Below are 13,195 nucleotides of genomic sequence, written 5' to 3'. Positions count from 1 at the left end.
CGGTACCGCCGTCGTTCCCGTCGCGTACCGCGACGGTTCACCCCGCGGGGCGTGTCCGGGCCAGCAGGTCCGCGACGGCGTCCCGGTCCGGCTTGCCGATGCCCCGCTCCGGTACGACGGACGCGCGGTGCAACACCCGCGGCACCGCGGCCCGGCCGCAGGCCCGGTGTACGGCCTCGCGCAACACCGCGTCGCCGGGATCGCCGGGGTCGCCGGTGGGGCCGGTCGAGCCGGGCGAGCCGGCGGGGCTCGATGGGCCGGGCGAGCCGGCGGGGTCGGCGAGCACGATCAGGGCGGCAACGACCTGGCCCCACTCGTCGTCGGGCAGGCCGACCACGCAGGCCGCGCGCACCCCGGGCACCCCGGTCAGCGCCCGTTCCACCGCGGCCGGGGCGACCTTCTCCCCACCGGTGTTGACGACGTCGTCGGCCCGCCCCAGGACGGTCAGCGTCCCGTCCGGGGCCACGTGGCCGAGGTCGGTGGTGCGGAAACCGTCCGGACCGAACGCCTCCGCGGTGGCCGCCGGGGCACCCAGGTAACCGGCGGCCACGACCGGACCTCCGAGCACCACCCGGCCGGACCCGGGCTCGAGGCTGACCCGCACGCCGTCCAGTGGGACGCCGTCGTACACGCAGCCGCCGCACGTCTCGCTCATCCCGTAGGTGGTGACCACCCGGACGCCGGCCTCCTCGGCCCGGCTGCGCAGGCCCGGGTCCAGCGCCGCCCCGCCGACCAGGACGGCCGCGTACCCGGCCAGCGCGCGCAGCGGTGCGCTCCCCTGGTCGAGCACCCTGGCGAGCTGGGTCGGGACCAGGCTGGTGTAGCGGCGGGCGCCGTGCGGCAGCCGCCCGGTGGCCCGGGCGAGTCCGTCCGGCCGGAACCCGTCCCGCACGTCCTGGACCACGGGCTCGGCACCGGCGAGCAGCGCGCGCAGCACCACCTGGACCCCGGCGACGTGCTCGGCGGGGAGCGTGAGCAGCCAGCGGCCCGGCCCACCGAGGCGGTTCTCGGTCGCGGCGGCGGAGGCCCGCAGCGCGCCCGCGGTCAGCCCGACGTGCTTGGGCTCCCCGGTCGACCCCGACGTGGCGACGACGACCGCGAGCCCGTCCGGCAGCCCGTCCCGCGCGGCCCGGGCCACCGGCTCCGGCAGCGGCGGCTCGGCACCCGGGTCGGCGCGCACCGGGAGGACCGCAGGTCCCACACCGTCGAGGGCCGCCCGCAGGGCCATGGTCAGATCGGACACCGACCGCGGGGACCCGTCGACCCCGACCGCACGTACCCCGTCCACGCCCGTCACCCTGCCACCCGGTGCGGCCAGGGCCGGGAGGTGGCCAGCGGGCGACGTTCTCGTCAGATGTGGCGATCCCGGGCCGCCCCCGCAACGAGCCGGTGATCGTCGCCGATGGTCGGGGTGAGAGCGGCGGGCGATCCCGTCCCCGCGCCGCGGAGTAAAGGAGCTCACCGATGAGCACCCGCACCGTCACCGTCCCCGCCGACGCGTCACCGACCGGCGCGCCGCGCTCGCTGCGCTGCCGCCGCGTGGCGGCGGGCACCGGGCACCGGGCCGTCGCCGGGGAGCTCGCGGCACTGGCGTTCCAGCCGGTCGACGCGACCGCACCGGCAGCCCGCGTGACGCCGGTGCCGCGTTCCCGCGCCGCCGCCGACTAGTAGTGCCAGGGGAACGGTGACCAGTCCGGTTCCCGCTTCTGCAGGAACGAGTCGCGTCCCTCGACGGCCTCGTCGGTCATGTAGGCCAGCCGGGTCGCCTCGCCGGCGAAGAGCTGCTGGCCGACCAGGCCGTCGTCGGCGAGGTTGAACGCGTACTTCAGCATCCGCTGCGCGGTCGGCGACTTGCCGTTGATCTCGGTCGCCCACTGCAGCGCCGTGGTCTCCAGCTCGGCGTGCGGGACGACCTCGTTGACCGCGCCCATGTGGTGCATCTGCTCGGCGCTGTAGGTCCGGCCGAGGAAGAAGATCTCCCGGGCGAACTTCTGGCCGACCTGCTTGGCCAGGTAGGCCGAGCCGTAGCCGCCGTCGAAGGAGCCGACGTCGGCGTCGGTCTGCTTGAACCGGGCGTGCTCGGCCGAGGCCAGGGTCAGGTCGGCGACCGCGTGCAGCGAGTGCCCGCCCCCGGCCGCCCACCCGTTGACGACCGCGACGACGACCTTGGGCATGAACCGGATCAGGCGCTGGCACTCCAGGATGTGCAGCCGCCCGGCCCGTCCGGCATCGACCGTCTCCGCGGTGTCGCCGGAGGCGTACTGGTAGCCGGTACGGCCCCGGATGCGCTGGTCGCCACCGGAGCAGAAGGCCCGCTTGCCGTCCTTGGGGGACGGCCCGTTGCCGGTGAGCAGCACGCAGCCGACGTCGGCGGTGGTGCGGGCGTGCTCGAGCGCGGTGAACAGCTCGTCGACGGTGCCGGGGCGGAAGGCGTTGAGGACGTCGGGGCGGTCGAACGCGATCCGGACCGCGCCGGTCGAGACCGCGCGGTGGTAGGTGATGTCGGTGAAGGAGAACCCCTCCACCGGGGTCCAGGCCTCGGGGTCGAACGTTTCGGAGACGGGCATGGCCGGAGCCTAGATTCCGGGTCCGGCCGCAGCGGCACGGCCGGCGCGGTGCCCTCGACCACGATCGTCGACCATGGCCGTCGAGCATGCTGCGATCCGTCCCGCACCGTTCGATCGAGGAGGACACGTGAGCGAGCCCACGCGCACACCGTCGGCGGCCCGCCGGTGGCTGCTGATCATCGCCGTGGCCCTGCCCGGGCTGCTGCTCGCCGGCGCCGGCTGGCACCACCCGACCGGGCTGGACCTGTCCACCGCCCACGACTGGTGGAGCGCCCACGTGCCGCTGGTCCCGGTGTTCCCGCTGCTCGGTGTCGCGCTGTGGGTGCTGCTGCGCGAGGAGACCGGGCCGGTCGCCTGGATCGGGAAGATCGGCGCCTACCTGTTCGGCTGCTTCTACACCGCACTGGACTGCCTGGCCGGGATCGCCGCCGGGCTGGTCCTGGAGACCGAGGGCCGCGGCCAGCAGTCGATCATCGAGCTGATCTCGTTGGGGGACCGGCTGTCCTACGTCGGGACCGTGTCGTACCTGGTCGCGACGGTCTGCGTGGCCGGGCTGCTGTTCCGCCGCGCGGGGTGGGCGGTGCTGCCCGGCGCGGTGCTGCTGATCGGGGCGGCGGTCCCGTTCCAGACCTCGCACATCTTCTGGCCGACCGGTGTGGTCGCGATGGTGCTCACCGGGCTGGGCGCGGGGCTCGTCGAGTGGGCGCGGCCGGTGCGACGAGCGCCTCTCGCCACCGTGTGATCCGTGGCGTACGAGGGTCTGGTGCTACTTTCAGTGATCCGACGCAGTGTCGGTTCCTCAGATGAGGGAGATGGGTCGATGTGGTCGAGTCCGCTCTGCGGCGCGTTCACTCCGCGACGCCCCGGGTCCTGACGCCCTGGTCGGCTTGACGATCGAACCGGAGACGATCAGGCACGGCGTGTACGAGCGCACCGTCCCATCGCTGGACGTCGTGGTGCACACCCTGATCACCGGGGCAGACTCGGGCTCCGGAGACCCACAGCCGTGTCAGATCAGGAGGCCCCATCCCATGACACCCCCGAACGTCGACCTGACCGAAGAGACGATCTTCACCTGGGGCGCCCCGCCGCTGAAGTTCGGCGCCGGCGCCATCGATGAGATCGGCTTCGAGATGACCGGCTACAACGCCAGGCGGGTCCTGATCGTCACCGATCCGGGGGTGCGCGGGCTGGGCATCCCGGAGCGGATCGCCGAGTCCCTGGCCCGCCACGACATCGGCTCCGAGATCTTCGACGGCGTACATGTCGAGCCCACCGACGACTCGATGACCAAGGCCACCGAGTACGCCCGCGCGCAGGGCCCGTGGGACGGCTTCGTCGCCGTCGGCGGCGGGTCCGCGATCGACACCGCCAAGGCGATCAACCTGCTGACCTCCGGGCCCGGCGAGCTGATGGACTTCATCAACAAGCCGATCGGCAACGCCAAGGTCCCGGAGGGCCCGCTCAAGCCGCTCATCGCGGTCCCGACCACGGCCGGCACCGGCTCGGAGTCGACCGCGATGTGCGTGCTGGACATCCTGTCGATGAAGGTCAAGACCGGGATCAGCCACTGGCGGCTGCGCCCGACCCTGGCCGTGATCGACCCGCTGGTCACGATGTCGCTGCCGCCGGAGGTCACCGCGGCGTCTGGGATGGACATCGTCTGTCACGCCCTGGAGTCCTACACCGCCCGCTGGTACACCACGTTCGACCGCAAGCGGCCCGAGGAGCGGGTCACCTACTGCGGCTCGAACCCGGTCTCGGACCTGTGGTGCGAGAAGTCGATGGCACTGCTGGCGCAGTCGTTCCGGACCGCCGTGCACCGCGGCGCCGACGACGTCGAGGCCCGCTCGAACATGATGATGGCCGCGACCTTCGCCGGGATGGGCTTCGGCAACTCCGGCGTGCACATCCCGCACGCCAACGCCTACCCGATCGCCGGGCAGGTCAAGGACTTCCGGCCGGCCGGTTACCCGCAGGACGAGGCGATGGTGCCGCACGGCATGTCGGTGTCGCTGACGGCGCCGGAGGCGTTCCGGTTCTCCTTCTCCTCCGCCCCGGAGCGGCACCTCAAGGCGGCCGAGCTGATGGCCCCGCGTGCGGACAAGCACGACGACCCGCGCGAGCAGCTGCCCTCGATCCTGATCGACCTGATGCGCGACATCGGGATCCCGAACGGCATCGGCGGCGTCGGGTTCACCGAGTCCGACGTCCCGGACCTGGTCCCGGGGACGATGCAGCAGCAGCGGCTGCTGGCCACCTGCCCGAAGCCGCCGACCGAGGACGACATCGCCGACATCCTCACGAAGTCGATCGAGAACTGGTGACGGCCGCCCGCGCGCCCGGGTCCCCCCGCCCGGGCGCGCGGGGTCGCCGGTCCGCGGTGGCGAGCGCGACGCGCCGCCGGCGGCCGGCAGTCCGCTCGTAGGCGAAGCCGAAGGTCGCGAACGCGAACACCCCGGCCTGCAACGCGCTCGGCCGTCGTTCCGCGGTCAGCTGGTCCGTCGCTTGCCAGCGGCCGGTTCGACCGGAGGCGCTCGGCCGGGTCCGGACGAGCGGGCCGAGGGGTTCCTGGCCGCGCACCCGCACGCCCGACCGGTCGATGGAGAAGATCACGATGGAGCCGGACATCGGTCGTCGTCGGGCACGGGCGGTAGCGTCGTTGCTGCCCCGAACCGCCGAGAGGAGTGCCAGTGAGCACCGCGAGTAGCGCCAGCGGATCGCGCATGAGCACGGACAGCGCTGCGCGCCCCACCACCACGAGCAGCACCACCGCCTATCGCGCCCTGCAGGAGGATCTGCGGGCCGCCATCGGTGGTGCGGTCCGGTTCGATGCCGGTAGTCGCGCGATGTGGTCCGCGGACGCCTCGAACTACCGGGGCGTCCCGATCGGCGTGATCGCCCCGCGGGACGCCGCCGACGTCGAGGCCGCGATGGCCGTCTGCCGCTCGTACGACGTCCCGGTGATGCCGGTCGGGTCACGCACCTCGATCGCCGGCCAGGCGGTGAACACCGCGGTCGCGTTCGACATGAAGACTCACATGGACGGGATCGTCGAGGTCGACCCGGACGCCCGCACCGCCCGCGTCCAGCCCGGGGCGGTGTGCGACGCGGTCCGCGACGCCGGCCGCCCGCACGGGCTGACGTTCGGCCCGGACCCCTCGACGCACAACCGCTGCTCGATCGGCGGGATGATCGGCAACAACGCCTGCGGGTCGCACTCGGTGGCGTGGGGCAAGACCGTCGACAACGTCCGCTCGCTGGACGTGCTGACCTACCGCGGCGAGCGGATCACCCTCGGCCCGGACGGCACCGAGACCGGCGAGATCCCGGACCTGCTCCGCAAGCTCGGTGCCGGGCTGGCCCCCGAGGTCGACCGGCACGTCCCGGAGCTGACCCGCCGGGTGTCGGGCTACAACCTCGACCAGATCGTGCCCGGGAACGTGAACCTGGCCAAGGCGCTGGTGGGGACCGAGGGCACCTGCGCGACGATCCTGGAGGCGACCGTCGACCTGGTCGAGTCGCCGCCCGCGCGGGCGCTGGCCGTGCTCGGCTTCCCGGACGCCTACCGTGCCGCCGACCACGTGATGGTCGTGCGCGAGCACTCCCCGCTGACCATCGAGGGGATGGACGCCGGCCTGATCGCGTCGCTGCGCGCGCTGCGGCCGGACGAGACCACCTCCCGGATGCTGCCCGAGGGCAAGGGCTGGCTCTACGTCGAGACCGGTGGCATCGACCGGGCGGAGGCCGAGGCCGCCGCGCAGGCCGTCGCGACCGCGATGACGCCCTACACCACCGGCGCGGTCGTCGTCTCCGAGCCGAAGCAGATGGCCGCGCTGTGGCGGGTCCGCGAGGAGGGGGCCGGCCTGGTCACGCGTTCCCCGGACGGCGGCGAGGCATGGCCCGGCTGGGAGGACGCGGCCGTCCCGCCGGAGAAGTTCGGGTCCTACCTGCGCGAGTTCGACAAGGTCCTGGAGCGGCACGGTCGCAAGGGCATCTACTACGGCCACTTCGGTGACGGCTGCCTGCACGTCCGGATCGACTTCGACCTGCTGACCAAGGCCGGTGTCGCGAACTTCCGGGCGTTCATGACCGACGCCGCTGACTGCGTGGTCTCCCACGGCGGATCGCTGTCCGGCGAGCACGGCGACGGCCAGGCCCGCGCCGAGCTGCTGCCCCGGATGTACCCGCCGCAGATCATCGCCGGGTTCGAGCGGTTCAAGGAGATCTGGGACCCGGACGACCGGATGAACCCGGGCCGGGTCGTCCGGCCGGTCACGATGGACGAGAACCTGCGCGTCCAGCTCGGCATGCCGACGATGCCGGACGAGCCGAAGCTGGCCTTCGGGCACGATCGCGGGTCGTTCCACCGCGCCACCCGCCGCTGCCTGGGGGTCGGCAAGTGCGCGGTGGACACCGGCGGCGGCGTGATGTGCCCGAGCTGGAACGTCACCGGCGAGGAGAAGCACTCCACCCGCGGCCGGGCCCGGCTGCTGTTCGAGATGGCCAACGGCGAGGTCATCACCGACGGCTGGCAGTCCGACGAGGTCGCCGAGTCGCTGGATCTGTGCCTGTCCTGCAAGGGCTGCAAGTCCGACTGCCCGGTCGGCGTGGACATGGCCACCTACAAGACCGAGTTCCTGGCCAACCGCTACCACCGCAGGATCCGGCCGCGCACGCACTACTCGATGGGGGCGCTGCCGCGCTGGCTGCGTGCGGTCGGGGTGCTGCCGGCCGCCGCCGTCGACGGGCTGAACCGGCTCGCGCAGGTGCCGGCGCTCGCGGCGATCGCGAAGAAGGCCGGCGGGATCGACGCCCGCCGCCCCATCCCGCCGATCGCCCGCGAGACCTACACCGCCCGCGCGGCGAAGGGGGCGCCGATGACGCGGGTCCCGGACCTGGGGGTCACGCCGGGCAGCCGCGGCCCGCTGCTGCTGTGGACCGACACCTTCACCGACCACTTCGACCCGGACATCGCCGCGGACGCGGTCGCCGTGCTCACCGGGCTCGGGTACCGGGTCGAGCTGCCCCCGCGGAACGTCTGCTGCGGGCTGACCTGGACCTCGACCGGGCAGGTGACCGCCGCCCGACGGGTGCTGGGCCGGAGCCTGCGGGCGATCGGCCCGGCCCTGGACGCCGGCATCCCGGTCGTCGGGCTGGAACCGTCCTGCACCGCCGCCCTGCGGTCCGACGCGGCCGAGCTGCTCCCGGACGAGCCGCGGGTGAAGCTGCTGGCCACCCAGGTCTCGACGTTCGCCGAGCTGCTCGCCCGGCACGCCGACGAGCTGTCCGCGGCGTCCGAGGACACCGGCCGCGAGGTGCTGGTGCAGGTGCACTGCCACCAGCACGCCGAGCTCGGCAGCGAGCCGGACCGCGCGGTGCTGGCCGCGCTCGGGGTGAGTGCGGACGTGCTGGACGCCGGGTGCTGCGGGCTGGCCGGCAACTTCGGCTTCGAGGACGGGCACTACGACGTCTCGATGGCCTGCGCCGAGCGCAAGCTGCTGCCCGAGCTGCGCGCCGCCGCGCCGTCGGTGGAGCTGCTCGCCGACGGCTACTCCTGCCGGACCCAGGTCCGGCAGGCCGGCGAGCGCGAGCCGGTGCACCTCGCCCAGATCGCGGCCCGGGCGCTGCGCCGCGAGTGACCCGGCGTGGTGATCGCCGGTCGTGGAGCGGAGCGTTCGCGTGGCGGACGCTGCGCTCCACGACCGGCGATCGTGGCAGGGTGCGGGCGTGACGTGTGGTGAGCGGCGGGCGCTGGTACTGGGCGGTGGCGGGCAGACCGGGATCGCCTGGATGTACGGCCTGGTCGCGGGCCTGACCGCGCACGGCGTCGACCTGACCGGCGCCGACCTGGTGGTCGGAACGTCGGCCGGCTCGGTGGTCGGGACGAACCTGGCCTGCGGCCGGGGTCCGCAGGCACTGCTGGAGGCCCAGCTCGCTCCGCCGGTCGGGGAGATCGCGGCGTCGCTGGGCGTGCGCCAGGCGTTCCGGATCGGGGCCGCCGCGCTGCTCGGCCCGCGCGGTGCGGCCCGGGCCCGGGGCCGGGTCGGCCGGATGGCCCTGGCCGCGGACACGATGCCCGAACACCGGCGGCTGCGGGCGATCGAGAGCCGGCTGGACGGCGCGACGTGGCCGGCCGCGGCGGATCTGCGGATCACCGCGGTGGACGCGTACACCGGCGGGTTCCGGGTGTTCGACCGGAACGCCGGGGTCGGGCTGCCCACTGCGGTCGCGGCCAGCTGCGCGGTCCCCGGCGTGTGGCCCCCGGTGAGCGCCGAGGGCACCCGCTACATCGACGGCGGGATCCGGTCGACGGCCAACGCCGACCTCGCCGCCGGGTACGGCCGCGTCGTGATCCTGGCCCCACTCACCGGCGGATTCGGGGCCGCGGCCGCGCCGGCGGTGCAGGCCGAAGCGCTGGCCGCGACCACCCGGGTCGCGCTCGTCACCCCGGACCGGCGGGCGAAGCAGGCGTTCGGCCGCAACGTCCTGGACCCGGCCCGGCGCCCGCCGTCGGCGCGGGCCGGGCGGGCCCAGGCCGCCGACGTCGCCGCTGAGATCGCCCGCGTCTGGAACGGCCGAGCGGGCGCATGACGGCCGCCGGGTGCGGGTAACCGCGGTACATGACTGTTCCCACGACCAAGTTGAACGACGGCCGGGAGATCCCGCAGCTCGGCTTCGGGGTCTTCCAGGTCGATCCCGACACCACCGCCGACAAGGTGCAGGCCGCGCTGGACGTCGGGTACCGGCACATCGACACCGCGCAGATGTACGGCAACGAGGAGGGCGTCGGGAAGGCGCTCGCGAGTTCCGGCATCCCGCGCGACCAGCTCTGGATCACCACCAAGCTGGACAACGACGGGCACGGCCGCGGCACGGCGGCCGAGCGCCTCGACCAGAGCCTCACCCGGCTCGGCCTCGACCACGTGGACCTCTACCTGATCCACTGGCCACGCCCGGCCGAGGACCGCTACGTCGAGACCTGGCAGGGCTTCGAGGACGCCCGGGACGCGGGGAAGGCCCGCTCGATCGGCGTCTCGAACTTCCAGGTCCCGCACCTGGAGCGCCTCGCGAAGGAGACGTCCACGGTGCCGGCGGTGAACCAGGTCGAGTTCCACCCGCAGCTGGTGCAGCGGGAGCTGCGCGAGTACCACCAGCAGCACGACATCGCGACCGAGGCGTGGAGCCCGATCGGCCAGGGCAAGGGTCTGCTCGAGGCGCCGGAGCTGGCCGAGCTCGCGGGGCGGACCGGGAAGTCCCCGGCCCAGGTCGTGCTGCGCTGGCACATCCAGCTCGGCAACATCGTCTTCCCGAAGTCGAACAACCCGGACCGGATGAAGGAGAACTTCGAGATCCTCGACTTCACCCTGTCCGACGACGACCTCGCGAAGATCGAGCAACTGCACACCGGTGAGCGGATCGGTCCGGACCCGGACACGTTCGGCTGACACCGGGTGTACCGGCGGGCCCGGCCCGCCGGCCACCACCGGACCCGGAGGCCCGGTGACCGCCCCCGCCGGCGGGTCACCGGGCCGCCGTCGTGTCAGGGCGAGTGACGTAGGTCACTCCCGATGTTCCGGGAGGGTACGGCGTCACCCGTCCTCGCGCGCCCGACCCGCCGGGACGGGGCCTCCACGGCCGCGGGCCACCGTCCGTACGGTGGGGACGATGTTGGCCATCACGGAGAACGCCGCCGAGGCGATCAAAACCCTGAGCACCGACGCCGAGCTGCCCGACGACGGCGGCCTGCGGATCACCGCGCCGGACCCGGCCCAGGGCCTGGAGCTCTCGCTGGCCCAGGGCGCGGACGAGCAGGACACCGTGCTCCGCGGCGAGGGTGTCGCGGTCTTCCTGGAGCCCGGTGCCGCGGAGATGCTCGACGACAAGGTGCTCGACGTGCAGCCGGTCCGGACCGAGGAGGGCGAGGAGGAGCTGCGCTTCGCCATCGTCGCCCAGGACGACGCCGTCGAGCCCGAGCAGGCCTGACCAGCACCCCGAACCCGCACCGACCCGGGAGCCCCGGTCCGCCACGGCGGGCCGGGGCTCCGGTCGTCTCCGGCCCGTTCCGCGCGGGGCGGGTTCAGCTCTCGGTGAGGACGCCGTCGCGCACGGTCCAGCGCCGGGTGGCGCGGACGCCGTCGAGCATCCGCCGGTCGTGGGTGACCAGCAGGACGGTGCCCGCGAACGTGTCGAGGGCGGACTCGAGCTGCTCGATCGCGGGCAGGTCCAGGTGGTTCGTCGGCTCGTCGAGTACCAGCAGGTTCACCCCGCGGGCCTGCAGCAGCGCCAGCGCCGCCCGGGTCCGCTCACCCGGCGACAGTGACGACGCGGTCCGCAGCACCTGGTCGGCGCCCAGCGCGAACTTCGCCAACAGCGTCCGGACCTCCGACTCCGGCCAGTCCGGGACCTGCTCGCCGAACGCCCGCAGCAGGATGGCGTCGCCGAGGAACGCGCCGCGGGCCTGGTCGATCTCCCCGACCAGCACCCCCGAGCCGGGGCCGGCCTCGCCGGTGTCCGGGGCGAGCCGGCCCAGCAACAGGCCGAGCAGGGTGGACTTCCCGGCCCCGTTGGCCCCGGTGACCACCACCCGGTCGGCCCATTCGACCTGCGCGGTGACCGGCCCGAGGACGAAGTCCCCGCGGCGGACGGTGGCCGCGTCGGCCCGCGCGGCGACCGTACCCGAGCGGGGCGCCTCGGCGATCGTCATCCGCAGCGCCCACTCCTTGCGAGGTTCCTCGACGACGTCGAGCCGCTCGATCGCCCGCTCGGTCTGCCGGGCCTTCGCGGCCTGCTTCTCGCTGGACTCGGCCCGCAGCGCCCGCACGTTCTTGTCCGGGTCCTTCGTCTTCCGCCGGGCGTTGCGCACGCCCTGGGCCATCCAGTTCCGCTGCATGACCGCCCGGTCCTTGAGCGACGACAGCTTGTCGGCGTACTCCTCGTAGTCCTCGCGGGCGTGCCGGCGGGCGACGGCGCGCTCGGCCAGGTAGGCCTCGTAGCCGCCGTCGTAGACACCGACCTGCTGCTGGGCCAGGTCGAGCTCGACGATCCGGTTCACCGTGCGGGCCAGGAACTCGCGGTCGTGGCTGACCAGCACGGTCGGGGTGCCGCCGCGCCGCCCGAGCCCGGCGACGAACCGTTCCAGCCGCTCCAGGCCGTCCAGGTCGAGATCGTTGGTCGGCTCGTCGAGCAGCAGCACGTCGTAGCGCGACAGCAGCAGCGCCGCGAGGTTGGCCCGGGCCGCCTGCCCGCCGGACAGCGCGGTCATCGCGGTGCCGGCGTCGACCCCCAGCCCGACCTCGCGCAGCGCGTCGCCCGCGCGCTCGTCCAGGTCCGCGCTGCCGAGGGCGAGCCAGCGGTCCAGCGCGGCGGCGTACCGGTCGTCCGCGCCGGCGGTCCCGGCGGCCAGCCCGTCCGCCTCGGCGTCCATCGTGGACTGCGCGGCGGCGACGCCGGTCCGCCGGGCCAGGAACGCCGCGACGGTCTCGCCGGTGCGCCGGTCCGGTTCCTGGGGCAGGTGCCCGACGGTCGCGTCCGGCGGCGCGAGCACGACCCGGCCCTCCCGGGCCGCGTCACCGGGGCCCGCACCGGCGCCGCCGGGCCGGTGTCCGCCGGAGCCGGCGAGCATCGAGAGCAGGGTGGACTTGCCGGCGCCGTTCGCGCCGACCAGCCCGATCACGTCACCGGGCGCGACGACCAGGTCCAGCCCGGAGAACAGCGGGCGGTCGCCGTGCCCGGCGGCCAGCCCGGTCGCATGCAGGGTCGCGCTCATCGTGCGGTGAACGCTACCCGGCCGGTCACAGGGCAGACGGTCACAGGGCAGGCGGTCACAGGGCAGGCGGTCACAGGGCGGCGGCGAACAGGCGGTGCAGCGCCTCCCAGTGCCGCCGCTCGGCCGCGTCGTCGTGCGCGGGGGTGTCCGGCACGGCGAACCCGTGCGCCGCCGGGTAGGTCTCCAGCGTGTACCCGACGCCGGCGCCGGACAGCGCCTCCTCCAGGCGCTGCCGCTGCTCATCGGGGAAGGACCGGTCGTCGGTGGCGCCCGCGACGTAGACCGTGGCCCGGATCCGGTCGGCGAGCCGGTGCACGCTGGCCTGGTCGTCGGTGGCGAGGTTGCCGCCGTGGAACGACGCCGCCGCACCGACCCGCTCCGGCTGGGTGCCCGCGGTGCGCAGGCTCATCACCCCGCCCATGCAGTAGCCGGTGGTGCCGATCCGGTCGCCGCGGACCTCCGGCCGCGCGGTGAGCGCGTCGATCCAGGCCTCGGCGTCGATCGCGACCATCTCCGGGGTCAGCGAGCCGACCATGCCCATCAGCCGGGCCCGCTCGTCCTCGTCGCCGAACGCGGTGTCCATGTCGAACGGGGTCCACTTGCCGTGCCGGTAGTAGACGTCGGGCAGCAGGACCGCGTAGCCCAGCGAGGCCAGGTGCGCGGCCATGTCGTGCATCGCCGGGCGGACGCCGCCGGCGTCGACGTAGAGCAGCACGCCGGGCCACGGTCCCGTGCCGTCCGGGGTGTGCAGGAAGGCCGGGGCGTCGCCGTCCGGGGTGGCGATCGTCAGGTCGGTACGGGGCATGGTGCGGCTCCCTGTGATCGCGGTGGGGTCGTGTCCGTTCTACAACCCCGGATG

General features: G+C 74.1%; 12 protein-coding genes. 7 read left to right on the top strand and 5 right to left on the bottom strand.

The features are described from left to right. Positions 1–37: 37 nt before the first annotated feature. Positions 38–1,228, bottom strand: a complete 1,191-nt coding sequence (locus ACLFMI_RS07150; protein ID WP_410947100.1) for an AMP-binding protein — start codon at positions 1,226–1,228, stop codon at positions 38–40. A 236-nt stretch (positions 1,229–1,464) separates the two neighbouring features. On the opposite strand from ACLFMI_RS07150, the gene ACLFMI_RS07145 reads away from it, so the two are divergent. Then, positions 1,465–1,668 carry a hypothetical protein gene (locus ACLFMI_RS07145; RefSeq protein WP_410946939.1) on the top strand — a complete coding sequence of 68 codons (204 nt, stop codon included), beginning with the start codon at positions 1,465–1,467 and terminating at the stop codon, positions 1,666–1,668. Here ACLFMI_RS07145 and ACLFMI_RS07140 read toward each other — a convergent pair. Further along, on the bottom strand, positions 1,665–2,567 hold the full coding sequence (locus tag ACLFMI_RS07140) for a 1,4-dihydroxy-2-naphthoyl-CoA synthase (protein ID WP_410946938.1): 903 nt from the start codon (positions 2,565–2,567) through the stop codon (positions 1,665–1,667). The genes ACLFMI_RS07145 and ACLFMI_RS07140 overlap by 4 nt on opposite strands. Before the next feature lie 127 nt (positions 2,568–2,694). Here ACLFMI_RS07140 and ACLFMI_RS07135 point away from each other — a divergent pair, with 127 nt between their 5' ends. Further along, positions 2,695–3,309, top strand: a complete 615-nt coding sequence (locus ACLFMI_RS07135) for a hypothetical protein (protein ID WP_410946937.1) — start codon at positions 2,695–2,697, stop codon at positions 3,307–3,309. Between the two features lie 289 nt (positions 3,310–3,598). Further along, on the top strand, positions 3,599–4,894 hold the full coding sequence (locus ACLFMI_RS07130; protein WP_410946936.1) for a hydroxyacid-oxoacid transhydrogenase: 1,296 nt from the start codon (positions 3,599–3,601) through the stop codon (positions 4,892–4,894). Here ACLFMI_RS07130 and ACLFMI_RS07125 read toward each other — a convergent pair. Beyond that, complete coding sequence (locus ACLFMI_RS07125; RefSeq protein ID WP_410946935.1) at positions 4,869–5,198, bottom strand: hypothetical protein; 330 nt, start codon at positions 5,196–5,198, stop codon at positions 4,869–4,871. The two genes, ACLFMI_RS07130 and ACLFMI_RS07125, sit on opposite strands and share 26 nt — an antisense overlap. A 95-nt stretch (positions 5,199–5,293) precedes the next feature. On the opposite strand from ACLFMI_RS07125, the gene ACLFMI_RS07120 reads away from it, so the two are divergent. From ACLFMI_RS07120 to ACLFMI_RS07105, 4 genes are all read left to right on the top strand, one after another. Next, positions 5,294–8,209, top strand: a complete 2,916-nt coding sequence (locus ACLFMI_RS07120) for an FAD-binding and (Fe-S)-binding domain-containing protein (protein WP_410946934.1) — start codon at positions 5,294–5,296, stop codon at positions 8,207–8,209. Positions 8,210–8,297: 88 nt separating this feature from the next. Then, entirely contained in the window at positions 8,298–9,161 is an 864-nt protein-coding gene (locus ACLFMI_RS07115; protein WP_410946933.1) for a patatin-like phospholipase family protein, read from the top strand. A gap of 29 nt (positions 9,162–9,190) precedes the next feature. Continuing rightward, complete coding sequence (locus ACLFMI_RS07110) at positions 9,191–10,015, top strand: aldo/keto reductase (protein ID WP_410946932.1); 825 nt, start codon at positions 9,191–9,193, stop codon at positions 10,013–10,015. Positions 10,016–10,235: 220 nt separating this feature from the next. Continuing rightward, on the top strand, positions 10,236–10,553 hold the full coding sequence (locus tag ACLFMI_RS07105) for an adhesin (RefSeq protein WP_410946931.1): 318 nt from the start codon (positions 10,236–10,238) through the stop codon (positions 10,551–10,553). Positions 10,554–10,647: 94 nt separating this feature from the next. On the opposite strand, the gene ACLFMI_RS07100 is transcribed toward ACLFMI_RS07105, so the two are convergent. Next, positions 10,648–12,336, bottom strand: coding sequence for an ABC-F family ATP-binding cassette domain-containing protein (locus ACLFMI_RS07100; RefSeq protein WP_410946930.1), 1,689 nt, complete (start codon positions 12,334–12,336; stop codon positions 10,648–10,650). A gap of 70 nt (positions 12,337–12,406) precedes the next feature. Further along, a complete protein-coding gene (locus ACLFMI_RS07095; RefSeq protein WP_410946929.1) occupies positions 12,407–13,141 on the bottom strand; it encodes a dienelactone hydrolase family protein in 735 nt (244 codons plus the stop codon). Between the last annotated feature and the right edge of the window lie 54 nt (positions 13,142–13,195).

The sequence above is a fragment of the Pseudonocardia nantongensis genome, assembly GCF_046546495.1.
In the GTDB taxonomy this organism is placed as follows: Bacteria; Actinomycetota; Actinomycetes; order Mycobacteriales; family Pseudonocardiaceae; genus Pseudonocardia; species Pseudonocardia nantongensis.
The sequence above is the reverse complement of the archived record's forward strand: the minus strand, read 5'-3'. Positions and strand labels throughout refer to the sequence as shown.

What these genes read in the sequence shown, in the direction of transcription:
- ACLFMI_RS07140 (WP_410946938.1), bottom strand. Translation starts at nt 2,567, where the DNA reads ATGCCCGTCTCCGAAACGTTCGACCCCGAGGCCTGGACCCCGGTGGAG.
- ACLFMI_RS07150 (WP_410947100.1), bottom strand. Translation starts at nt 1,228, where the DNA reads ATGGCCCTGCGGGCGGCCCTCGACGGTGTGGGACCTGCGGTCCTCCCG.
- ACLFMI_RS07120 (WP_410946934.1), top strand. Translation starts at nt 5,294, where the DNA reads ATGAGCACGGACAGCGCTGCGCGCCCCACCACCACGAGCAGCACCACC.
- ACLFMI_RS07110 (WP_410946932.1), top strand. Translation starts at nt 9,191, where the DNA reads ATGACTGTTCCCACGACCAAGTTGAACGACGGCCGGGAGATCCCGCAG.
- ACLFMI_RS07125 (WP_410946935.1), bottom strand. Translation starts at nt 5,198, where the DNA reads ATGTCCGGCTCCATCGTGATCTTCTCCATCGACCGGTCGGGCGTGCGG.
- ACLFMI_RS07100 (WP_410946930.1), bottom strand. Translation starts at nt 12,336, where the DNA reads ATGAGCGCGACCCTGCATGCGACCGGGCTGGCCGCCGGGCACGGCGAC.
- ACLFMI_RS07130 (WP_410946936.1), top strand. Translation starts at nt 3,599, where the DNA reads ATGACACCCCCGAACGTCGACCTGACCGAAGAGACGATCTTCACCTGG.
- ACLFMI_RS07095 (WP_410946929.1), bottom strand. Translation starts at nt 13,141, where the DNA reads ATGCCCCGTACCGACCTGACGATCGCCACCCCGGACGGCGACGCCCCG.
- ACLFMI_RS07105 (WP_410946931.1), top strand. Translation starts at nt 10,236, where the DNA reads ATGTTGGCCATCACGGAGAACGCCGCCGAGGCGATCAAAACCCTGAGC.
- ACLFMI_RS07145 (WP_410946939.1), top strand. Translation starts at nt 1,465, where the DNA reads ATGAGCACCCGCACCGTCACCGTCCCCGCCGACGCGTCACCGACCGGC.